Origin of the sequence: Streptomyces sp. NPDC002886 (assembly GCF_042888445.1) — a bacterium.
In the GTDB taxonomy this organism is placed as follows: domain Bacteria; phylum Actinomycetota; class Actinomycetes; order Streptomycetales; family Streptomycetaceae; genus Streptomyces.
Genome location: NZ_JBIAPV010000004.1, coordinates 628247 through 650423 on the forward strand (window position 1 = coordinate 628247; position 22177 = coordinate 650423).

The window sequence follows — 22177 nt, forward strand, 5'->3', positions numbered from 1 at the left end:
CGACCGGGGATACCAAACGGCATGTTGACATGACGTCAGGTGGCCTGCATGAGTGTGGGGGCACACCAGCGCCACCCATCCGCACGGGCATTTCCGCCCGTCCGCAGGCTACTTGGGAGGTACGTTGCGCCTTTTCCACGGACGCCGTCGCGCCCGCCCGCTCCTCCGTCGCGTCGCGCTCACCGCCGCCGCATTACTGGCCGCCGCCACGGCGGTGCCCGAGGCCGCCGCCCTGGACCAGGGCTCCGGCCCGTCCGGCGGCGGCCTGTCCGCCGTCATCCGGTACACCGAGAACGGGATCCCGCACATCCTGGCCCGGGACTACGCCCACCTCGGGTTCGGCACCGGCTGGGCGCAGGCCGCCGACCAGGTGTGCGTGCTCGCCGACGGGTTCCTGACCGTTTCCGGGGAGCGGTCACGGTGGTTCGGCCCGGACGCCGTGCCCGACGGTTCTCTCTCCTCCGCCGCCGGAAACCTCTCCAGCGACCTGTTCTTCAAGGGCGTGCGCGACTCCGGCACCGTGGAGAAGCTGCTGGCCGCGCCCGCGCCGGCCGGGCCGGGCAAGGAGGTCAAGGACCTGATGCGGGGCTGGGCCGCCGGTTACAACGCCTGGCTGGCCCAGAACCGGATCACCGACCCGGCCTGCAAGGGCGCCGGGTGGGTGCGCCCGGTCACCGTCACCGACGTCGCGGCCCGCGGCTTCGCCGTCTCGGTGCTCGGCGGCCAAGGCCGCGCCGTCGACGGGATCACCTCGGCGCGGCCCCCGGGCGCGACGGCCGCCCCGGCCGGGCCGGAGGCGGCCGGCCCCGATCCGGCGGCGGCCGCGGAGGCGGCCCGGGAGTTCTTCGACACCACCCGCTACGACCGGGGCTCCAACGCGGTGGCCTTCGCCGGCTCCACCACCGCGAACGGCTCGGGCCTGCTCCTCGGCAACCCGCACTATCCGTGGCAGGGCGGCCGCCGGTTCTGGCAGTCGCAGCAGACCATCCCCGGCGAGCTGAACGTCTCGGGCGGCTCGCTGCTGGGCACCGCCGTGGTGAACATCGGCTTCAACGAGAAGGTCGCCTGGAGCCACACCGTGGCCACCGGCACCCCCGTCAACCTGCACCAGCTGGCCCTGGACCCGGCCGACCCCACCGCCTATCTGGTGGACGGCACGCCGGAGAAAATGACCCGGCGCACCGTCAGCGTCCAGGTCGCGGGTGGCGCCCCGGTCACCCGGACCCAGTGGTGGACCCGGTACGGCCCGGTCCTGTCCGGGCTCGGCGCCGGTCTCCCGCTGCCCTGGACCACGACCACCGCCTACGCGCTGGCCGACCCCAACGCCGTGAACCTGCGCGGCTCCGACACCGCGCTGGCCATGGGCCGGGCCCGTTCGGTATCCGGCGTCCAGGACGCCCTGCGGCGCACCCAGGGCCTGCCGTGGGTCAACACGGTGGCCGCCGATGCGGCGGGCGGCACCCTCTTCACCCAGTCCCAGGTGCTCCCCCGCATCACGGACGAGCTCGCCGCGCGCTGCTCGACCCCGCTGGGCAGGGCCACGTACCCGGCCTCGGGACTGGCGGTGCTGGACGGTTCGCGCGGTGAGTGCGCTCCCGGCTCGGATCCGGACGCGGTGCAGCCCGGGATCTTCGGGCCGGGCAGTGCGCCGACGCTGAGGGACGCCGCATACGCCGAGAACTCCAACGACAGCGCCTGGCTGGCCAACGCCGAGCGGCCGCTCACCGGGTACGAGCGGATCTGGGGCAATGCCGGGACCCCGCGGTCGCTGCGTACGCGGGGCGCCCTGGAGGACGTCTCCGCGATGGCGGGCCGGGGCGGGCTGACGGTGGCGGACCTGCAGGAGCAGCAGTTCGCGAACCGGGTGCCGGCCGGTGATCTGGCGGCGGCCGACGCGGCGAAGGCCTGCGCGGCCCTGCCGGGCGGGACGGCCACGGGCTCCGACGGCGCCGCCGTGGACGTGTCGGCGGCCTGCGGGGTGCTGGCGGCCTGGGACCGCACGGCCGACGCCTCGAGCCGAGGAGCCCTGCTCTTCGACCGGTTCTGGCGGAAGCTGACCGCGAACACGGCGGCCAGGGACCTGTGGCTGGTGCCCTTCGACGCGGCCGATCCGGTACGGACGCCCCGTACGCTCAACCGGGCGGCGCCCGGCATCGCGCGGGCCCTGGCGGACACGGTGACGGAGCTGAGGGCGGCGGGCATCGCCGCGGACGCCCCGCTCGGGGAGCACCAGTTCGTGGTGCGCGGCGGGCAGAGGCTGCCGGTGGGCGGCGGTACGGAGGCCCTGGGCGTCTGGAACAAGATCGAGGCTCCGTGGAACGCGGCGGCCGGGGGCTACCCGGAGGTCCTGCACGGCTCCAGCCACATCCAGGCGGTCGGCTGGGACGGCGGCCGCTGTCCGGTGGCGCGCACGCTGCTGACGTACAGCCAGTCCTCGAACCCGGATTCCCCGTACGCGGCCGACCAGACCCGCCTCTTCTCCCAGGAACGCTGGGTGAAGTCACGGTTCTGCGAGCGGGACATCCTCACCTCGCCCCGGCTGAAGGTGGTCTGGCCGCGCGAGCGGCACTGACCCGAACGACGCGCGACCCCGTACGACGAGCCTCCGGGGCCTGACGTACGGGGTCGCGGTGTGCTCAGGGGCTGACGGCGAGGAAGAGGTAGGCGGCCAGCAGTACGAGGTGCACGCCGCCCTGGAGCAGCGTGGCGCGGCCCGGGACGATGGTCAGGGCGCCGACGACGACGGTCAGCGCGAGCAGCACCATGTGGACGGGTTCGAGCCCGAGCACCAGCGGCCCGGAGAGCCAGATGGTGGCGAGGGCGATGGCCGGGATGGTCAGCCCGATGCTCGCGATGGCGGAGCCGTAGGCGAGGTTGAGGCTGGTCTGCACCCGGTCGCGGCGGGCCGCGCGGACGGCGGCCAGGGTCTCGGGCGCCAGGACGAGCAGGGCGATGATCACACCGACCACGGCGTAGGGCAGGCCGAGGTCCGCGACGCCGCGTTCGATGGTCGGGGAGACCGCCTTGGCGTTTCCGACGACCGCGACGAGCGCGACGAGCAGCAGCCCGAGGCTGATCAGGGCGGCGCGGGCGGTGGGCGGTTCGGCGTGCTCGTCGTCCTCGCCCGCGGCCGCGGCGGCGGCCGCCTGCGCGGCCTCCTTGCGGATCCGCTTGGTGTCGACGGGCAGGAAGTAGTCCCGGTGGCGGACCGTCTGGACGGCGACGAACAGCCCGTAGAGGGCGAGCGAGGCGGTGGCGGCGAAGGCCAGCTGGGCCGTGGAGAACTCGGGGCCGGGCTTGGAGGTGGTGAAGGTGGGCAGCACCAGGCTGAGTACGGCGAGCGTGGCGACGGTCGCCAGGGCCGCACCCGAGCCCTCGGCGTTGAAGACGGCGACGCGGTTGCGCAGGGCCCCGACGAGCAGGGACAGGCCGACGATGCCGTTGCACGTGATCATGACGGCGGCGAAGACGGTGTCCCGGGCGAGGGAGGAGGTCTTGCTGCCGCCGTCGGCCAGCAGGGTGACGATGAGGGCCACTTCGATGACGGTGACCGCGACGGCGAGCACCAGTGAGCCGAAGGGTTCGCCGACCCGGTGCGCGACGACCTCGGCGTGGTGGACCGCCGCCAGCACGGCGCCGGCCAGGCAGAGGGCCACCAGGGCCACGGCGAGCGAGGGCAGGTCGCGCCCCCAGCTGAAGACGAGCGCGACGAGCGCCACCACGGGGACCACGACGGTCCAGTCGGTCAGGGGGGATCTGTGCGTTGCCGTACTCATATCAGCCAACTTGCCAGAAGTGATCCCTGGATGCGGCGGAAGGTGCGCTTCCAGGGCTCTGGCGTGGCGCTCGTCACGCTCCCCGGGCGTGGCGGACTCCCCGAGGGTCCCTCAGGTGCCGTGTCCGCCCGCTCATGGGGTGCCGCCGCGGATCTCGTCCAGGGCGTCGACCGCGTTCCACCTGGCGATGCCCTTGAACTCCTCGGCGAAACGCGTGAGCAGAGCGAGTGCCATGGCCCGGTACCCCTCCACCCCGGCCAGCTGTTCGGCCGCCCACACCCGGTCGGCTTCGTCGAGTTCGGCGTCGTCGGCGAAGCGGGTGAGCAGGGTGGCGCCCGCGGCCCGGTGCCCTTCCAGCCCCGCCAGCGCGCCGGCTGCCCCGATCCGCAGGGTGGCGCGCCAACCGGGATTCCCGGCCAGATCGGCCAGCAGGCCGACGGCTGCCGCCCGGTACCCCTCCACCCCGGCCAGAGCCGCGGCCGCCGCCACACGGGAGTAGCTGCGGGTGTCCTCGGCGATGGACACGAGCAAGGCGGCGGCACTGTCCTCATGGCCCCGCACCCTGCCGAGGGCGGTGGCCACCCACAGGCGGATATGGGCGAGGGCGGGGTCCTCGGCGAGGCGGACCAGCAGGGCGGCCGCGGTGTCCCGCCGCCCGTCCACCCCGGCCAGGATTCGGGCCGCCTCCGGGCGCTATGAAGGGCGCCGCTTCGCGGGACCGCGCCCAGGTCCTGCGGGCCGTCGGCGGGGTGATCCGCGCCATTCTCGGTCGTAGGTGAGGGCCGGCACCCCGCCCCACCGACTGTTCGTCGCGTGCGGCCCGGCACGGTCCCGTGCCGGGCCGCGCGGTCCCCGCCCGTCCCGCCCGCTCCGCCCGCGCCGTCCGGCGCCCGCTGTCCCATGCCCCCGCATCATGGCGGACACCGCACGGCGCGCAAGGCCGGGCAGCTGAAACTCCGGGGCCTCCCCGGCCATGGCCGGGGAGGCCTCCGTAGGTCATGTCACATCGCGCGCTCGTGACCCTCCCAGTACGGCTCGCGCAGCCGGCGCTTGTACAGCTTGCCGTTGGGGTCGCGCGGCATCGTCTCGATGAAGTCCACGGTCTTGGGCCGCTTGTACCCGGCCAGTTGGCGCTCGCAGTGGTTCAGGATCTCCGCGGCCAGCGCGTCGCTCGCCGCGAAGCCCTCGGCCGGTTCGATGACCGCCTTGACCTCCTCGCCCCAGGAGGGGTGCGGGATGCCGAAGGCGGCGGCGTCCGCGACCGCCGGATGGGTGAGCAGCGCCGATTCGATCTCGGCCGGGTAGATGTTCACACCGCCCGAGATGATCATGTCAATCTTCCGGTCGCGGAGGAAGAGGTAGCCCTCCTCGTCCATCAGGCCGAGGTCCCCGACGGTGAAGAAGTCGCCGATGCGGTTCTTCTTCGTCTTGCCCTCGTCCTTGTGGTAGCTGAAGCCGCCGGTGTTCATCTTGATGTAAACGGTGCCGAGTTCACCGGCGGGCAGCCGCTCGCCGTCGTCGTCGAAGATGGCGAGTTCGCTGATCGGCCAGGCCTTGCCGACGGTTCCCGGCTTCTTCAGCCAGTCCTCGGCCGTCGCGAAGGCGCCGCCGCCCTCGCTCGCCGCGTAGTACTCCTCCACGCACCCGCCCCACCAGTCGATCATCGCCCGCTTGACGTGGTCGGGGCAGGGCGCGGCGCCGTGGATGGCGTGCCGCATGGAGGAGACGTCGTACGCGTCCTTCGTCTCCTGCGGGAGCGCGAGGAGCCGGTGGAACTGCGTCGGGACCATGTGGGTGTGCGTGCAGGCGTGGCCGTCGATCAGGCGGAGCATCTCCTCGGGGGTCCACTTGTCCATCAGGACGAGCGGGTGCCCGATGTGCAGGGCCGCGGCCGCGAACTGCAGGACGGCCGTGTGGTAGAGCGGCGAGCAGACGAGGTGCACGTTGTCGTCGAAGGCGCGGATGCCGAAGATGCCCAGGAAGCCGCCGAGGTACGTCTCCTCCGGGAGCTTGCCGGGCAGCGGACGGCGGATGCCGCGCGGCCGGCCGGTGGTGCCGGAGGTGTAGTTCATGACCCAGCCGAGGGTGCGGTCGGCGGGGGCGGTGTCCGGCTGCCCGTCGAGCAGTTCGCCGTACGAACGGAAGCCCGCGACCGCTCCGACCGCGTAGCGGTGGCTCGCGGGCAGGCCCGCCTCGTCGGCCGCGGCGGTGGCGGCGTCGGCGAAGCGTTCGTGGGCGATCAGGACCTTGGCTCCGGAGTCGGAGACGATCCAGGCGATCTCGGGGCCGACGAGGTGGTGGTTGACCGGGACGAGGTAGAACCCGGCCTGGGAGGCGGCCAGGTAGGCCGTGAGGAACTCGACGCTGTTGGGGAGGACGACGGCGAAGACGTCCCCCCGCTCCAGGCCGGCGGCGCGCAGGCCGTGCACGAGGCGGTTGACGTCGGCGTGCAGCCGGGCGGCGGACCAGTCCTCGCCCTCGGGGGTGACCAGGACGGTGCGCTCGGGGTCGGCGGTCGCCTGGGCCCAGAAGCCGTTGGGGGGTGTGTCGGTCATCTCGTCCACTCCTCGGAGCCTCAGGCCCGGCCGGCGATGCGGGTGATGCGGTCGATGGCGCGCTCGAAGCCGCTGGTGAGGTCGTCGAAGACGGCCTGGACGCTGCGCTCGCTGTTCATCCGGCCGACGATCTGCCCGACGGGGGTGCCGAGCAGCGGCTGGATCTCGTACTTCTGGATGCGGGACACGGCCTCCGCGACGAGGAGTCCCTGGAGGGGCATCGGCAGGGCGCCGGGGCCCTCCGGGTCGTCCCACGCGTCGGTCCACTCGGTGCGCAGCTGCCGGGCGGGCTTGCCGGTCAGCGCGCGGGAGCGGACGGTGTCGCCGGAGCCGGCCGCGAGGAGCTTCTCGGTGAGGGCGCGGGAGTGCATGTCCGCCTCGGTGGTGGTCAGCCAGAGGGAGCCGAGCCAGGCGCCCTGGGCGCCGAGGGCCAGTCCGGCGGCGATCTGCTCGCCGCTGCCGATGCCGCCGGCGGCGAGGACCGGGATCGGGGCGACGGCCTCCACCACTTCGGGTACCAGGACCATGGTGGCGATGTCGCCGGTGTGTCCGCCGGCCTCGTAGCCCTGGGCGACGACGATGTCGATGCCGGCCTCGGCGTGCCGGCGGGCGTGCTTGGCGCTGCCGGCGAGGGCGGCGACGAGGACGCCGTGGTCGTGGGCGCGCGCGATGACGTCGGCGGGCGGGGAACCCAGCGCGTTCGCCAGGAGTTTGATGGGGTAGTCGAAGGCGACGTCGAGCTGGTTGCGGGCGACCTGCTCCATCCAGCCGGTGATGCGCCAGCCGGAGGCCTCTCCCTCCGGGAGTTCGGGTACGTGGTGTTTGGCGAGGGTGTCGCGGACGTACTCACGGTGCGCGGCCGGGATCATCGCCTCGATGTCGGCCTCGCTGACGCCGTCGACGGCCTTCTTCGCGGGCATGACCACGTCGAGCCCGTAGGGCTTGCCGTCGGTGTGCTCCTGCATCCAGTCGAGGTCGCGCTTGAGGTCGTCGGGGGCGGTGTAGCGGACCGCCCCGAGCACCCCGAACCCACCCGCGCGGGTGATGGCAGCGGCCACGGCCGGGAAGGGCGTGAAGCCGAAGATGGCGTGCTCGATTCCCAGTTTTCTGCTCAGCTCCGTCTCCATGGGCGGCAGGATGCCGCAGCCCGGCCGCCGAGGGAAGAGGTTTTCTGATGCAGCGTCAGATTCTTTGCCGGCCGGTCACCGCGGGGCCCGTGTCGTGAGCGGGCAGATACTCGGGAGGGCACGACGGTGGACGGGAGGACCGGTCATGAAGACACGACGGGCAGCCGGGAACGACGGTGGCACGGACGGTGACACGAAGGACTCCGGCACGACCGGCGCGGAACACTCCGCCAACGGCATCAGCGACGGCAACGGCAGCGGAACCGGTCCCGGCACCGGCCCCGGGCGCGGGCTGTCCCGGCGGCGGCTCGGTGCGCGGCTGCTCGCGCTGGGCGGTGTGCTCGTGCTCCAGGCCGCGCTGCCCGGGTCCGCGGGGGCCTCCGGGGGGCCGGCCGAGCGGCGCGCGCTCCAGGGGCTGCGGCTGCGGTACGGTTCCGCCCGCCAGGCCGGGCTGCTGGAGAAGCACCTCGAAGGGGTGGCGGACGAGGCGCGGCGCTTCCTCGGCCCCTCCCCCGAACACCCTTACTACGCCGGGGCCGTGGTCCTCGCCGGCCGGGGCCGCACGGTGGCGCTGCACCGGGCGATGGGCGACGCCGTCCGGTACGCCGACTACGACGGCCGCACCGACCGGGTCCGGGAGTTCCCGGCCGCCCAGCGGATCGCGATCGCCGAGGACACGGTCTTCGACCTGGCCTCCCTCTCCAAACTGTTCACCTCCCTGCTGGCCGTGCAGCAGATGGAGCGCGGGCACCTGGAGCTGGAGGCGCCGGTGAGCCGGTACCTGCCCGAGTTCACGGGCGGGGGCAAGGAGTCGGTCACCGTGCGCCAGCTCCTCACGCACACCTCGGGGCTCCGTTCCTGGGCCCCCTTCTACCAGGAGCCCACCAAAGCCGGGCAGTTGAGGCTGCTGTGGTCGGTGCGACCCCAGGAGACCCCGGGCACGGTCTACCGCTACTCCGACCTCAACCTCATCGCCCTCCAACTGCTCCTGGAACGGATCACCGGTCACACGCTGGACCTCCTGCTCCAGGACGAGATCACCGCTCCGCTCGGGATGCACCGCACTCGTTACAACCCACCGCTCTCCTGGCGCCGGGTCACGGCCGCCACCGAGGTGCAGCGCCCGCCCTGGTCCGGGCTGGACCGCGGGCTCGTCTGGGGCGAGGTCCACGACGAGAACGCGTACGCGCTGGGCGGCGTCGCCGGTCACGCCGGGGTCTTCGGCACCGCCTGGGACCTGGCGATCCTCGCCCGCACCCTCCTCGACGGCGGGGTCTACGCCGGCAAGCGCATCCTGCGCCCCGCCTCCGTCGAGCTCCTCTTCACCGACTACAACACCGCCTTCCCCGGCGACGACCACGGCCTGGGCTTCGAGCTCTACCAGCACTGGTACATGGGCGCCATGGCCACCCCGCACTCCGCCGGCCACACCGGTTTCACCGGCACCTCCCTGGTCCTGGACCCCTCCACGGACTCCTTCCTGATCCTCCTGGGCAACTCCGTCCACCCCGTGCGCACCTGGCGCGCCGGCAGCGCCCCCCGCGTCGCCACCGGCAACCGCTTCGCCCGCGCCGTCCCCGTCCGTACGAAGCACGGCGGCCCGGCCTGGTACTCCGGCATGGACACCGGCGGCTCGGGCACCCTGACCCTCCCGCCCCTCACCCCCACCACCGACTGCGCCCGGCTGCGCTGCGCGCTGTGGTGGGACACCGTCCCCGGCGAGGGAGCGCTGCACCTGGAGGCCTCCGCCGACGGGCAGACCTGGGAGCCGCTCCCCTTCAGCACCGTCCGCACCACCGGTGGCGCCGCCGAACAGTGGCCGCGGGGCTCCGTCTCCGGCTGGTCGGGCCGCATCTGGCACCGCCTCGAAGCCCCGCTCACCGCCTGGGCCGGCCGCGAGGTCCACCTGCGCTTCCGCCACACGGCCCGGGGCCGCTACGTGGGCCGCGGCTCCTACGTGGACGTCCTGCGCGTCTCGGAACCCTCCCACCTGCTCTTCGCCGAGGACCGCCCCGCGGACGCCTCCCGCATCGAGGCCACGGGGTGGTCCCGCTCGGCGGACTGAAGGCCGTGGCCTGACCGGCCGCTGCGCGGGCCGTCGCCGCTCGCGGCGCGGCCCGTCACCGCTCGCGTTGACGGGCGCGGTGCCGACGGACGGCGTCCCGGCTGCCGCAGCGCGGTGAGCAGTACCGCTGGGTGCCGTTCCGGGACGTGTCGACGACGACGTTCACGCAGGGCCGGGCCGCGCACCGGCCGAGCCGGCCCATGCCGCGAGTCGTCAGGTGCAGTGCGGTGCCGACGCTGAACACGGCGTGCAGGACGCGCGCCAGATCGTCGTCGACGTCCCGGTAGTGCAGGTGCCAGCCCTCGCCGTTGTGGTCGGTCAGGCGTGGATAGGCGGTCGCGGAGGCCATCTGCCCGTTGAGGATCTCCGCCCGCTCGTTCGGGTCGCGGGCGTCGACGACCCGGATCCAGTCATCGAGCACCGCGCGGCAGCGGGCGTGGTCGTCGGGCCGCTCGGGGAAGGACATCGTCATGCCGAACTCCCGGGTCCGCTCGACGATCCCGGCGCGGGTGTCGGGCCAGTCGTCGGCCAAGGAACGGGCGAGGAGCACGGCGTACTCGCCGTAAGGGTTGAGATGCACAAGGGCATTACATCAGGGTGGAGGCATGTCCCTCACCTCGCTTTCCTCGCCCATATCCGGTGCGTCCGCGCTCGGGATGACCCTCACCGCGCTGGTCATGGCGCTGACCCCCGGGCCCAACATGATCTACCTCGTTTCGCGCAGCATCAGCCAGGGACGTGCCGCGGGGCTCGTCTCCCTGGCCGGCACCGGCGTCGGCTTCGTCGTCTACATGCTGATGGGCAACCTCGGCCTCGCGGTCGTGTTCGTCGCGGTGCCCTGGTTGTTCATCGGCTTCAAGGCCGCCGGCGTCCTCTACCTCGCCCACATCGCCTGGCAGGCCCTGCGCCCCGGAGGGCGAGGCATGTTCGAGGTCCGTGACGTTCCCCGTGACAGCCCGGCCCGGCTCTTCCGCATGGGGCTGGCCACCAACCTGCTCAACCCCAAGGCCGCGATCATGTACCTGACCTTGATCCCGCAGTTCATCGACCCCCATCGCGGGCATCCGACCGCGCAGGGCCTGACGCTCGGTTCGGTCCAGATCGTGGTGAGCCTGACCGTCAACGCCCTCATCGTCATGGCCGCCGGCGCCATCGCCGCCTTCCTCGGGCGGCGCCCGAGCTGGGCCACCGTGCAACGCCGCGTCACCGGCACCCTCCTGGGCGCCGTGGCGCTCCTTCTCGTCCGCGAGGTACCGGCCCGAGCCCGCGCCTGACGTCCGGCCGGCCGGCGCCGGCCGGACAGGTCGCGGTCGAGGGCCGGACAGGTCCTAGTCGAGGGCCGCGTCGAGCATCCTGCGGGCCACCGAGGCGAGTTCGGCCGGGTCGGGGGCCGGGCGGGAACGGGCGAGCGCGCCCGCGAGGCGGTCGTAGAGGAGTCCGTCGGCCCAGGCGACCAGGAGCTCGGCGGACTCGGCCGGTCGGGCGGCGCCGAGTGCCGCGAGGATCCCGGCCGCCCGGGCCCGCGAGCCCTGGCCGGCCCGGTGGAGTTCCGTGGCCAGCTCCGGGTTCCGTGCGGCCTCCAGGCTCAGCTCGAAGCGCGCCAGTTGGCGTGAGCGCCCCGTGGTCAGCCATCGGTACAGCAGTGCGGCGAGCGCCGCGGCGACGGCGTCCCGGTCCGCCGGTGACGGTGACGGTGACACCGGTGACGGTGATGGTGACGACGGAGCCGTCGAGGGGGGCGCGGGTGACGGTGGAACCGCGGCGCCCCCGTCGAAGTCGCCGAGGTCCAGCTCGGCCAGCCGCGCGTAGCAGGCGCCGATCAGGGCCGTCCTCGTACGGAAGTAGTACGAGGTGCTGCCCGCCGGAAGCCCGGCCGCTCCGTCGACCGCCCGGTGGGTCAGGCCCCTCAGCCCGGCGGAGGCCACGAGGTCGATCGCGCTGTCCGCGATCAGGGTTCTGCGGTCGCTTCCGCGCTCGGGGGAACTCATACCGCCACTCTACAAGTGTAGAGTGCGACTAAGAATCCTCTACATCCGTAGAGGCCGTGCGGAGCAAGGGAGGACCCGTCATGACCCGACGTCATGCGGTGGTCGCGGGTGCGGGGATCGGCGGACTCTCGGCGGCGGTGGCCCTGCACCGTCGCGGTTGGGAGGTCACCGTCTGCGAACGCGCGGCGGAGCCGTCCGCCGTCGGCGCGGGGATCGTCCTCGCGCCCAACGCCCTGCGCGCCTACGCGTCGATCGGCTTCGACGCCGCCCGCGCGACGGGGCACGCCGCCCCGGCCGCGATGGACCTGCGCCGTTCCGGCGGCCGCCTGCTGCACCGCGCCGACGCCGCCGCGCTGACCGCCCGGTACGGCCGGCCCCCGCTCGCCGTGTACCGCCCGGCCCTGGCCGCCGCCCTGACCGCCGCGCTCCCCGAGGGAGCCGTCCGCTACGGCACGGCGGTGACCGCCGTCGACCACGCGGACGGCGATCCGGTGGTCCGCACCCCGGCCGGCCCCCTCACCGCCGACCTCGTCATTGCCGCCGACGGCATCCACAGCCCGATCCGCCGCCAGTACTTCCCGGCCCACCCCGGCCTGCACTACAGCGGGGAGACCGCCTGGCGGACCGTCCTCGCGGCCGGCGGCCCGCCCGTGCGCGCCGCCACGGAGACCTGGGGCCGCGGGGAGCGCTTCGGTGTCGCCCCGCTCGCCGACGGCCGCGTGTACCTCTACGCCACCGCCGTCGTCCCCGAGGGGTACCGGCCCGCCGACGTCCGCGCCGAGCTCCTGCGCCGCTACGGCAACTGGCACGACCCGCTCCCCGCCCTGCTGGCACGGATCGACCCGGCGACCGTGCTCCAGCACGACCTGTACGACCTCGCCGCCCCGCTCCCCCGGTTCCATCAGGGGCGCCTCGCCTGGCTCGGCGACGCGGCCCACGCCATGACCCCCAACCTCGGCCAGGGCGGGTGCCAGGCCGTCGAGGACGCCGCCACCCTCGCGCACCTGCTGGAGGGAGCCGACGTACGGGCCGCCCTGGCCGCCTACAGCGCGGCCCGCTGCGCCCGCACCGACGCCCTGCGCGTCCGCTCCCGCCGCGCGGGCCGGGTGGCCGCCCTCCGGCACCCCCTCGCGGTGGCCGCCCGCGACCTCGCCGTCCGCGCCACCCCGGCCCGCGCCGCACGGCGCGCCCTGGACGACCTGTTCGCCTTCGACGGATTCGGGCAGACGACCTAGGACGGAAGGGGCCGTGCCCTGGAGCGTCGACGCTCGTTGTTGTGGTTCGTTGACCGTTCAACCCGAAGGCAGGCGAGTCCATATGACCGACATCGACTGGGATGACCCGATCGACCCCAAGCCGGGCTGGACCCTGGATCACGTCAAGTTGTACGTCGGTTCGGGCGGGACCGAGGGGCAGTACTGGAACAACACGCAGACCCTGCTGCTCACCACCATCGGCCGCAAGTCCGGGAAGCCGGTGCGGACCCCGCTCATCTACGGCGAGGACGACGGGCGCTACCTCATCGTCGCCTCCAAGGGCGGCGACCCGGCGGACCCGCTCTGGTACCGGAACCTCTCCGAGCACCCCGAGGTCCGGGTACAGGTCGGCCCCAAGGTGATGCAGGGCATCGCGCGGACCGCGACCTCCGAGGAGCGTGCCGAGTTCTGGCCGCTGATGGTGAAGCACTGGCCCTCGTACGACGAGTACCAGACCAAGACCAGCCGGGAGATCCCGATCGTCGTGATCGACCCCGTCGGCTGACAAGGCGTCCGGGGTGCGTCAGTGACCTAGGACCGCCATCGCCGCGTTGTGGCCGGGAACCCCGCTGACGCCACCGCCGCGGACCGCCCCCGCCCCGCACAGCAGTACGTTGCGGTGGGCGGTCTCCACGCCCCAACGGCCTCCGCCCTCCCCCGAGTCGGAGTCGGAGTACGGCCAGGACAGGTCCCGGTGGAAGATGTGCCCGCCGGGCAGCCGCAGTTCGCGCTCCAGGTCCAGCGGGGTCTTGGCCTCGATGCACGGACGGCCGTCGGCGTCGAAGGCCAGGCAGTCGGTGAGCGGTTCGGCCAGGTGTGCGTCGAGCTGGGCGAGGGTGGCGGCGAGGAGCACCTCGCGCGCCCCCTGGTTGTCGTGTCCGAACAGCCGCGCCGGGGTGTGCAGTCCGAAGAGGGTCAGGGTCTGGTAGCCCTGCTCCGCCAGCTCGGGCCCCAGGATCGTCGGATCCGTCAGCGAGTGGCAGTAGATCTCCGAGGGCGGTACGGAGGGCAGTTCACCGGCGGCGGCCTCCGCGTGTGCCCGGGCGAGCTGCTCGTACCCCTCCGCGATGTGGAAGGTGCCCCCGAAGGCCTCGCGCGGGTCCACGGAGGTGTCCCGCAGCCGGGGCAGGCGGCGCAGCAGCATGTTGACCTTGAGCTGGGCCCCCTCGGGGGCCGGCTGCGCCGGTTCCTCGCCCAGGAGTTCGGCCAGCGCCCGCGGCGAGGCGTTGACGAGCACCACCCGGCCGGCGACCCGTCCCTCGCCCGTCGCCGTACGGAAGGTCACCTCGGCCGGGGCGGTCGTGCCGTCCGTGTCGATGCGCAGGGCCTCGTGCCCGGTGGCGATCTCCGCCCCGGCCGCCAGCGCGGACGCGGCCAGCGCGTCCGTGAGCGCGCCCATGCCGCCGACCGGTACGTCCCAGTCGCCGGTGCCGCCGCCGATGACGTGGTAGAGGAAGCAGCGGTTCTGGGCCAGGCCGGGGTCGTGGGCGCCGGCGAAGGTGCCGATCAGCGCGTCGGTGAGGACCACCCCGCGCACCAGGTCGTCGGCGAACTCCCGCTCGACGGCCCGGCCGATCGGCTCCTCGAACAGCATCCGCCAGGCCGCCTCGTCGTCGAGCCGCGCCCGCAGCTCCGTCCGCGTGGGCAGCGGCTCGGTCAGGGTCGGGAAGAGCCGTTCGGCGGCCCGCCCGGTGGTCCCGTAGAAGGCGCGCCAGTTCTCGTACTCCCGCTCCGAGCCGGTCAGCCGCGCGAAGGACTCCCGGGTGCGCGCCTCGCCGCCGCCGACGAGCAGTCCGCCCGGGCGTCCGGCGCGCTCGACCGGGGTGTACGAGGAGACGGTGCGCCTGCGCACCTCGAAGTCCAGCCCCAGCTCGCGCACGATCTTGGCCGGGAGCAGCGAGACGAGGTAGGAGTAGCGGGAGAGGCGGGCGTCGACGCCGGGGAAGGGCCGGGTGGACACGGCGGCCCCGCCGGTGCGGCCGAGCCGCTCCAGGACCAGGACCGAGCGGCCGGCCCGGGCCAGGTAGGCCGCGGCGACGAGGCCGTTGTGGCCCCCGCCCACGATCACCGTGTCGTACACGTCGTGCCCGAAGCCCCGCGAGGTCGTCATGGCTCTTGGTAACACACCTGGCCGAGCCGCTCCAGACAGTGCGCCTCGTCGGCGTGGGCGGCGACCGTGTCCGGGTGGCCGTCGCCCAGCGACCGTTCGCGGATGCCGGAGAGTTCCCGGTAGACGGGCAGCGCCTGGTCCCAGCGGCCCAGCCGGCCGAGCCCCACGGCCAGTTCGCGGCGGCTGACCAGGGTGTCGGGGTGTTCGGCGCCGAGCGTGCGGGCCCGCGCCTCGCCCACCTCGCGGGCTTCGGCCACCGCTTCTTCCCAGCGCTCCAGGCGTCCGAGGTTCACCCCGAGGACGTGCCGGGCGCGCAGCGTCTCCGGGTCGGCGGCCCCGTAGGCGCGCGTGCGGTCGCGGACCAGGTCCCGGAACAGGTCCAGGGCCTCGGCCGAGCGCCCGGTCCGGCCCAGCGCGATACCGGCCTCGTAGCGCGCGGCCAGCGTGTCGGGGTGGTCCCGGCCGAGCACCCGCTCCCGTACGGCCGCGATGTGCCGGAAGCCCTCCAGGGCCTCCTCCCAGCGGTCCAGGCGGCCCAGGGCGTACGCCACCTCGTACCGGGTCAGGAGCGTGTCCGCGTGCTCCGCCCCCAGGACGGCCGCCCGGTCGGCGGCCACCTCGGCGGCGGCGTTGTGGGCCTCGGAGAAGCGGCCGAGCGCGCCCAGCGCGCAGGCCAGGTTGTGCCGGCAGCGCAGGGTGTCGGGGTGGATCCGGCCCACGGTCCGCTCCCGGGCGGCGAGCACCGCGCGGTAGCCCTCGTAGGCCTCCCGGTGGCGGCCGAGCAGGCCCGTCTCGTACGCCGCCTCCTGCCGTGCGGCGAGGGTGTCCGGATGGTCGGCTCCGAGCACCCGGGCGCGGCCTTCGGCGACGGCCGCGTAGCCGGCGAGGGCCTCCTCGGTGCGGCCGGCCCGGCTGAGGGCGAAGGCCCGTGTGTGGCCGGCGTCGAGCGCGGCCGGGCCCGTGAGGGCCGGGCCGGGGCCGTACGGAGATCCGTAGGCGGCGGTGAGCCGGGGGTCCTCGGCCGGACGCGGGCGTACGACGGTCGGCGCGGGGCCGGGCCCGGTGGCGGCGGCCCGCCCGCCCGGGGGGACGGTGGCGGCGCCGATGGCCGCCCCGGTCGCCGTCCGCTGCTCCCCGCTCGATCGCGCGGCGGTCCAGGAGCCGGTGAGGACGGCCCACTCACCGCTCGCGGGGCGGGCCTCGATGCCGGCCCTGCGTCCCGCGGTCATCCCGTCGGCCCACCCGGGCAGCGGCGGGTGCGCTCCGGAGGCCCCTCCGGTCGCCGAGCCGGGGCCGAGCCGGGCCTCGACGAGCTGCCGGTGCAGGTGGCGGGCGTCGCCCGGCCGGTCCTCGGGGCATTTGGCGAGCAGGTCGAGCACCAGCCGCTCGAAGGAGGCCGGCAGCTCGGGCCGGTGCTCGCGCGGGGGCACGGGCGCGGTGTCGCGGTGGCCCACCAGCACGGACCAGGAGTCGCCGAGGTCGAAGGGCGGGGCTCCGGTGGCGATCTCGTACAGGACGCAGCCGAGGGAGTAGAGGTCGCTGCGGTGGTCCACCTCGCCGCCGGCGATCTGCTCGGGCGACATGTAGTGCGGGGTGCCCATGGCCATGCCGCCGCCGGTGAGCTTCGCGGTGAAGCCGATGTCGGCGGCCAGCCGGGCGATGCCGAAGTCGCAGATCTTCACCGTGCCGTCGGTGAGCCGCATGATGTTCGCGGGCTTCAGATCGCGGTGGACGACTCCCTGGTCGTGGGTGTAGCCGAGGGCGGCCGCCATCTGCTCGGCGATGTCGACGACCACGTCCACGGGGAGCGGGCGCGCGTCGTTGTCCTCGAGGAGCTGGCTGAGGTTGCGGCCTTCGAGGAGCTCCATGACGAGGTAGAGGGGGCCGCCGGCCGCGCTGTCGTCGCCGAAGTCGTGGACGACGGTGACGCCGCGGTGCTGGAGGGAGGCGGCGACGCGGGCCTCGCGGCGGAAGCGCTCGCGCAGCACCTGGGTGAAGTGGGTGTCCTGCTCGGGCCCGAGGGGCTTCAGGCATTTGACGGCGACCTGCCGGCCCAGCGACTCGTCGCGGGCCCGCCACACCTCGCCCATGCCGCCGCGGCCGATCAGATCGAGCGACCGGTACCGGCCGTGGATCAGTCTGGACTCCGCCATGTCTTGAAGTCGCCCCCGTGTGTCGTGCTATGCCCTCCCCGGCCGGTCCAGTATGGCCGCTGATGTACGCAGTGTGTACGGCGCGGGGCGGCTCCCGGGGCCCATGCGGCGCATCGCTTTCAAGATGTGACCTGGAGGCAGCTGCCAGCGCAGACCTGCGGGAATGCTGCGCAGCAGGGTACCGGTGAGACGCAAGCGGCGGGTAACGCTGCGCGGGGCGGGTGCGGGGCGGCCGTACAGCTGGTGCGCCCAGCCGGGGAGGGACCCGTAGGCGAGGGCGGCGAGCGGGCGCCACAGGAGGTTTCGGCCAGGGACCAGGAGGGGGTGGATGGGAGGGGCGCACAGGAAGGCGTCGACGGCGTGCGCGTCGGGTCCGGCGGCGAGTTCGGGGCGGATCAGCTCGAAGTAGGCGGCGAGGGACGCGGTGTCCCCCGGCACCCCGGACGGGTCCAGGCCGACGAGCCGTGCGTTGACGCGGTTCTCGGCCACGTAGCGGTCCGCCTGCGCGGGGGTGAGCGGGACCCCGGAGCGGCGCAGGACGTGCAGGAAGCTGTCGATCTGCGCGCAGTGGATCCAGAGCAGCAGTTCCGGCTCGTCCACCCGGAACCGCGCGCCGGTGGCCGGATCGGTCGCCGACAGCAGGGTGTGGATCTTGCGGACGCGGGCACCGGCCCGCTCTGCGGCCTCGGCGGTGCCGTAGGTGACGGTGCCGACGAAGTCGGCGGTGCGCAGCAGGCGCCCCCAGGCGTCGCCCCCGCCGTTCTCCCCGCTGAAGGCGGAGCTGTTCTCCATGACTCCGCGGACCGCGCGCGGGTGCAGGGCCTGGAGGTACAGCGCGCGGACCCCGGCGATCCACATGACCGGGTCCCCGTGGCACTGCCAGGTCACGGAGCCGGGGCCGTAGAGCCCCGGATCGGGGCCCGCGCTCTCGTCCATGTCCGGCTCCTCCCCCGTGACGGTGCGGCCTTGCCGTGGGCTCGCGCTGTGAGCCCGTGCCGTGAGCCCTCGCCGTGCGTGGGCCCTTCCAGCATTCCACCGAACGGCCGCACGCACGCCCGTGCGCGCCACTAGGCTTTCCCGCCGGCGGACCGCACCCGCCTCCCCTCGGGACGCGGAGGCACGGTCATGAGTACGGGGCATGCGGCACGTGCAGGGCATACGGGACAGCTCGAAGGCCAGGTCGCGGTCGTCACGGGCGGTTCGTCCGGCATCGGCCTGGCGACGGCCCGCCGCTTCGTGGCGGAGGGCGCCCGGGTCTTCGTCACCGGCAGGCGGCCGGAGGAACTCGCCGCGGCGGTCCGCGAGCTGGGCCCGGGCGCCGTGGCCGTCCCGGGTGACGCCTCCCGCGTCGCCGACCTGGACCGGCTCTACGCGGCGGTCGCCGCCGCGGGCTGCGGGGCCGTCGACGTGCTGGTCGTGAACGCGGGCGGCGGCCCGCCCGGCGGCTTCGCCGAGTTCACCGAGGAGCAGTTCGACGCCACCTCCGACCTCAACTTCCGGGGCGCCTTCTTCACCGTCCAACGGGCCCTGCCGCTGCTGCGCGACGGCGCCTCGGTGATCCTGCTGGGCTCGGCCGCCGGCTCCTCGGCGTCCACGCGCTACGGGGTGTACGCCGCCACGAAGGCGGCCGTACGGTCCCTCGCGCGCAGCCTGGCGCTGGAGCTCGCGGGGCGCGCCATCCGGGTCAACACCCTCAGCCCGGGCCCGATCGACACCCCGGCGCTGGCCGGTGCCCCGGCGCACGTACGCGAACGGGCGACCGCCGGAGTCCCGCTCGGCCGGGCCGGACGCCCCGAGGAGGTGGCCGCGGCGGCCCTGTTCCTCGCCTCCCGGGAGAGCAGCTTCATCACCGGGATCGAACTCTTCGTGGACGGCGGAGCGGGCCAGGTCTAGCCCTTGACCAGCGGATTTGTATGGCTGAAAGTGACCGTACTGATCGACTGGGGCGGGAACCATGACACACGACGACTACGCCGTACGCTGCGAGGAGCTCTTCGCCCTGCGTGCTTTCTCCAAGGTCCGAAGCCTGGCCGAATCCGGCCTGTCCGAGCTCGGACCCGATCCGGTGCTCTACCGGTGGCTCGGACTCGCGCACGCCGCGGAGGACGAGGACGACCACGACGCGGAGGCGGAGGCCGCCTACACGGCGGGGCTCGCACGGTGGCCGGAGGACCTCGGTCTGCTCGTCTCTTACCTGGAGCTCTGCCTGCGGGCCGACAACTGGACGCATCCGCGGCGTGGCGCCAAGGCGAATCCGCTCAAGGAGCGCATAGCCGAGCTGGCGCCGCCGGGGTCGCCCGAGGCGGCCAGGGTGGAGGACGCTCTCGGCTGGGCCGGGCGGGGCTACTGGCAGGACGTACGGGCGAAGGCGGACACCGTGCGGGCCGACCAGGCGGCTCGGACGTCCCACAGCGCCGATGTCGCGGACGCGCTGGAGCACGGCGGCACGGCCGCGCCCGCCCATCCCGAAGACCTGCGGGCCGCCGAGGTGGCCGCCGCGCTGGAACTGCTGGCCGGCCCCTGGCGGGCACCGCTGCGCCTCATGGTCCGTCACCGGGTGGTCGCGTACGTCGCCAGCTTCGTGCTGGTCGTGGCCACCAACAAGGCGCTGGTGCTGAGCGGGACGCTGTCCTACAGCGTGTGGGGCTGGCTCTGGTACGTCCCCGTCCTCGTGGCCGACGTGAAGCTCAAGCAGGCTCGGCGGCTGGCCCGGCAGAGGGTGATCGCCGCGACGGAGGCCCGGCACGCCGAAACGGTCACCGCGGCGGGCTAGACCGTTCGGCGGAGCGAGGACGGGAGCACGGGCGGCCCCGGGGGCAGGGGCGGTGCGGAAGGCCGCCGCTTTCGATGTGCGCGCGCCGGGGCGGGCGTCGAGCATGGGTCCATGGTCACCACGGAAGAGACACCCGACGAGGCCGAAGCGGGGGCCGGTGCCGGCAGCGGGACGAAGAGGCAGTTCATCTCCTGGGTGACGCTCGCCCTGATGACGACCGCCTCCGTCGCCAGCCTCCGCCCCTCGCCCTCCATGGCGATCTACGGTCTCGCCGCCGTCTTCCTCTACCTCCTGCCCGCCGTCGTCTTCCTCCTGCCGACCGCCCTGGTCGGCGCCGAGCTGGCCTCGGGCTGGTCCGGCGGCATCTACCGGTGGGTCAGCGAGGCGCTCGGCAAACCGCTCGGGTTCGTCGCGGTGTGGTGCCAGTTCGCCATGACCATCGCGTACTACCCGAGCCTGCTGGCGTACGTGGCCAGCACCTTCGCCTACGTCGTCAACCCCCGGCTCGCCGAGAACGGGCTCTACGTCGCGATCGTCATCGTCGTCGTCTACTGGACCGGGGTCTGGATCTCCTCCCGCGGCACCAAGACGGTCGCGGGCCTCTCCTCCGCCGGGCTCGTCATCGGCACCCTGGTCCCCGGGGTGCTCCTGGTGGTCCTCGGCATCGTCTTCCTGGGCCAGGGCAACCCCTCCGCCCAGCCCATGGGCGCCTCCCACTGGCTGCCGCCGTGGACGGGGCTCGCCAGCCTGGTCCTGATCGTCAACAACTTCCTGTCCTACGCGGGCATGGAGATGAACGGCGTACACGTCTCCTCGCTGCGGCACCCGAAGCGCGAGTACCCGAGGTCGATGTTCCTGGCGACGGGCCTGGTCCTGCTGATCTTCATCCTTCCGGCCCTGGCGATCTCCTGGGTGATGCCGTCCTCGGAGCTGAGCCTCACCGCCGGGCTGATGCAGGCCTTCCAGGCCTTCTTCGACCACTTCCACATCGGATGGATGACGAGGGTCGTGGGAGTGATGCTGGTGGCGGCCGCTCTCGGCGGCATGCTCACCTGGCTGTCCGGCCCCGCCAAGGGCCTGGTCCTGCTCTCCCGTCAGGAGGGGTACCTGCCCCCGGTCTTCCAGCGGTTCAACAAGTACGGCACCCCGCAGAACATCATGGTCGCGCAGGGCGTGATCACCACGCTGATCGGTGTGCTGTACGCCTTCAGCGGCGACGTCTCCAGCGCGTACTGGATGTTCTCGGTGATCACGGTGCAGATCTATCTGATCGCCTACCTGCTGATGTTCGCGGCGGTGGTCCGGCTCCGCAGGACCCGGCCCGAGGTGGAGCGCGGCTTCCGGGTGCCCGCCGTGACCTGGGTGGCGGGCACCGGGGCCGTGGCCTCGGTCGCCGCGCTGCTCATCGGCTTCGTACCGCCGGACCAGTTCGGCGGCCAGCCCCTGTGGCGCTACCTGCTGATCGTCGGCGGCGGCCTGCTGCTCCTGGGCATCGTGGCGCCCGTCTGCTTCCTGAAGTTCAGGAAACCCGGCTGGATCCACCCCGACCACCGCCCGCAGGCCTGAGCGACCGCCCCCTTCACACGGCCCGACCGCCGTGCGCATCACCAGGGCACTACACCCGCGTCGTCGAAGAACCGTCCGGTCGGGCCGCCGTCCGGCAGGGTCGCGAGTTCGACGGCGATCGCCGCGCCCTGTTCGGGGGTGCGCACGCCGCGGAAGCCGTTGAGGTCGGTCGCGACGTAGCCGGGGCAGCCGGCGTTGATCAGGATGTTCGTGCCGCTCAGCTCCCGGGCGTACTGGAGGGTGACGGCGTTCAGGAACGTCTTCGACGGCGCGTACGCCACGGCCACCGGACCTGCCGACTGCTCGGCGTCGGGGCCCGACTGGCGGGCGAGGGAGCCGACGCTGCTGGACATGTTCACGATCCGCGGTGAGGCTGAGCGGCGCAACAGCGGCAGCATCGCGTTGGTGACGCGGATGACACCGATCACGTTGGTCTCCACGACCGTCCGGATGGTGGCCGGATCGACCCGGGTCGGCTCCTGTGGCATGCCGCCGGTGATGGCGGCGTTGTTGACGAGCACGTCGAGGCGACCCGCCCGTTCCTCGATCAGCTGTGCGGCGGCGGTGGCGCTCGCGTCGTCGGTCACGTCCAGTGGTACGGCGAACGCGTCGACGCCGGCCGCGCGCAGTCGCTCCACCGCCGCCTCACGGCGCCGGCCGTCTCGGGCGCCGACGCCGACGCTCCAGCCGAGGGCGCCCAGGCCCACGGCGATCTCGTAGCCGATTCCCTTGTTCGCGCCGGTGACCAGCGCGATCGTCTCTTCGCTCATGGGGACCATGCTGCTCCCGGACCCCGGCGGGGGTCCAA

18 protein-coding genes are annotated in these 22177 nt (G+C 73.6%); 8 read left to right on the top strand and 10 right to left on the bottom strand.

From position 1 onward, the window contains the following. Positions 1-124 precede the first annotated feature (124 nt). Positions 125-2572 (top strand): penicillin acylase family protein, encoded by a 2448-nt coding sequence (locus tag ACFYYB_RS21190; protein ID WP_389436761.1) that lies wholly within the window; start codon positions 125-127, stop codon positions 2570-2572. 64 nt (positions 2573-2636) lie between these two features. Here ACFYYB_RS21190 and ACFYYB_RS21195 read toward each other — a convergent pair whose 3' ends face one another. The 4 genes from ACFYYB_RS21195 to ACFYYB_RS21210 form a co-directional block, all read right to left on the bottom strand. Then, entirely contained in the window at positions 2637-3776 is a 1140-nt protein-coding gene (locus ACFYYB_RS21195; protein ID WP_389436762.1) for a calcium:proton antiporter, read from the bottom strand. Between the two features lie 132 nt (positions 3777-3908). After that, positions 3909-4439 (bottom strand): hypothetical protein, encoded by a 531-nt coding sequence (locus ACFYYB_RS21200; protein WP_389436763.1) that lies wholly within the window; start codon positions 4437-4439, stop codon positions 3909-3911. Between the two features lie 338 nt (positions 4440-4777). After that, positions 4778-6331, bottom strand: coding sequence for an acyl-CoA synthetase (locus tag ACFYYB_RS21205; RefSeq protein ID WP_389436764.1), 1554 nt, complete (start codon positions 6329-6331; stop codon positions 4778-4780). A 20-nt stretch (positions 6332-6351) separates the two neighbouring features. Then, positions 6352-7458, bottom strand: coding sequence for a nitronate monooxygenase family protein (locus ACFYYB_RS21210; protein ID WP_327308321.1), 1107 nt, complete (start codon positions 7456-7458; stop codon positions 6352-6354). A 145-nt stretch (positions 7459-7603) separates the two neighbouring features. Here ACFYYB_RS21210 and ACFYYB_RS21215 point away from each other — a divergent pair, with 145 nt between their 5' ends. After that, positions 7604-9523, top strand: a complete 1920-nt coding sequence (locus ACFYYB_RS21215; protein ID WP_389436765.1) for a serine hydrolase — start codon at positions 7604-7606, stop codon at positions 9521-9523. Positions 9524-9578: 55 nt separating this feature from the next. On the opposite strand, the gene ACFYYB_RS21220 is transcribed toward ACFYYB_RS21215, so the two are convergent. Further along, positions 9579-10103: a CGNR zinc finger domain-containing protein gene (locus ACFYYB_RS21220; protein WP_389436766.1), complete on the bottom strand. Its 525-nt coding sequence runs from the start codon at positions 10101-10103 to the stop codon at positions 9579-9581. Between the two features lie 25 nt (positions 10104-10128). Between ACFYYB_RS21220 and ACFYYB_RS21225 the strand changes: the two genes are divergently transcribed. Beyond that, a complete protein-coding gene (locus ACFYYB_RS21225; RefSeq protein WP_389436767.1) occupies positions 10129-10797 on the top strand; it encodes a LysE family translocator in 669 nt (222 codons plus the stop codon). Positions 10798-10851: 54 nt separating this feature from the next. Here ACFYYB_RS21225 and ACFYYB_RS21230 read toward each other — a convergent pair whose 3' ends face one another. Beyond that, complete coding sequence (locus tag ACFYYB_RS21230) at positions 10852-11511, bottom strand: TetR/AcrR family transcriptional regulator (RefSeq protein WP_389436768.1); 660 nt, start codon at positions 11509-11511, stop codon at positions 10852-10854. An 80-nt stretch (positions 11512-11591) separates the two neighbouring features. Here ACFYYB_RS21230 and ACFYYB_RS21235 point away from each other — a divergent pair, with 80 nt between their 5' ends. After that, positions 11592-12746: an FAD-dependent monooxygenase gene (locus ACFYYB_RS21235; RefSeq protein WP_389436770.1), complete on the top strand. Its 1155-nt coding sequence runs from the start codon at positions 11592-11594 to the stop codon at positions 12744-12746. A gap of 82 nt (positions 12747-12828) precedes the next feature. Further along, a complete protein-coding gene (locus ACFYYB_RS21240; RefSeq protein ID WP_389436771.1) occupies positions 12829-13272 on the top strand; it encodes a nitroreductase family deazaflavin-dependent oxidoreductase in 444 nt (147 codons plus the stop codon). Between the two features lie 18 nt (positions 13273-13290). Here the strand turns inward: ACFYYB_RS21240 and ACFYYB_RS21245 are convergent, their stop codons facing one another. The 3 genes from ACFYYB_RS21245 to ACFYYB_RS21255 are packed head-to-tail and all read right to left on the bottom strand — an operon-like array spanning position 13291 to position 17966. Then, complete coding sequence (locus tag ACFYYB_RS21245; RefSeq protein WP_389436773.1) at positions 13291-14877, bottom strand: phytoene desaturase family protein; 1587 nt, start codon at positions 14875-14877, stop codon at positions 13291-13293. Beyond that, the gene (locus ACFYYB_RS21250; protein WP_389436774.1) at positions 14874-17030 is read right to left on the bottom strand and encodes a tetratricopeptide repeat protein; all 2157 of its coding nucleotides are present in this window, start codon (positions 17028-17030) and stop codon (positions 14874-14876) included. The genes ACFYYB_RS21245 and ACFYYB_RS21250 overlap by 4 nt, the downstream gene beginning before the upstream one ends. A 27-nt stretch (positions 17031-17057) precedes the next feature. Then, positions 17058-17966 (bottom strand): oxygenase MpaB family protein, encoded by a 909-nt coding sequence (locus ACFYYB_RS21255; RefSeq protein ID WP_389436775.1) that lies wholly within the window; start codon positions 17964-17966, stop codon positions 17058-17060. A gap of 189 nt (positions 17967-18155) precedes the next feature. On the opposite strand from ACFYYB_RS21255, the gene ACFYYB_RS21260 reads away from it, so the two are divergent. The 3 genes from ACFYYB_RS21260 to ACFYYB_RS21270 all read left to right on the top strand — a co-directional run bounded on the left by ACFYYB_RS21260 (position 18156) and on the right by ACFYYB_RS21270 (position 21369). Beyond that, the gene (locus ACFYYB_RS21260) at positions 18156-18923 is read left to right on the top strand and encodes an SDR family oxidoreductase (RefSeq protein ID WP_389436776.1); all 768 of its coding nucleotides are present in this window, start codon (positions 18156-18158) and stop codon (positions 18921-18923) included. 61 nt (positions 18924-18984) lie between these two features. Next, positions 18985-19803 carry a hypothetical protein gene (locus ACFYYB_RS21265; RefSeq protein ID WP_389436777.1) on the top strand — a complete coding sequence of 273 codons (819 nt, stop codon included), beginning with the start codon at positions 18985-18987 and terminating at the stop codon, positions 19801-19803. A gap of 111 nt (positions 19804-19914) precedes the next feature. Continuing rightward, positions 19915-21369: an APC family permease gene (locus ACFYYB_RS21270; protein WP_389436778.1), complete on the top strand. Its 1455-nt coding sequence runs from the start codon at positions 19915-19917 to the stop codon at positions 21367-21369. Positions 21370-21407: 38 nt separating this feature from the next. Here ACFYYB_RS21270 and ACFYYB_RS21275 read toward each other — a convergent pair whose 3' ends face one another. After that, positions 21408-22139 (bottom strand): SDR family NAD(P)-dependent oxidoreductase, encoded by a 732-nt coding sequence (locus tag ACFYYB_RS21275; protein WP_389436779.1) that lies wholly within the window; start codon positions 22137-22139, stop codon positions 21408-21410. Between the last annotated feature and the right edge of the window lie 38 nt (positions 22140-22177).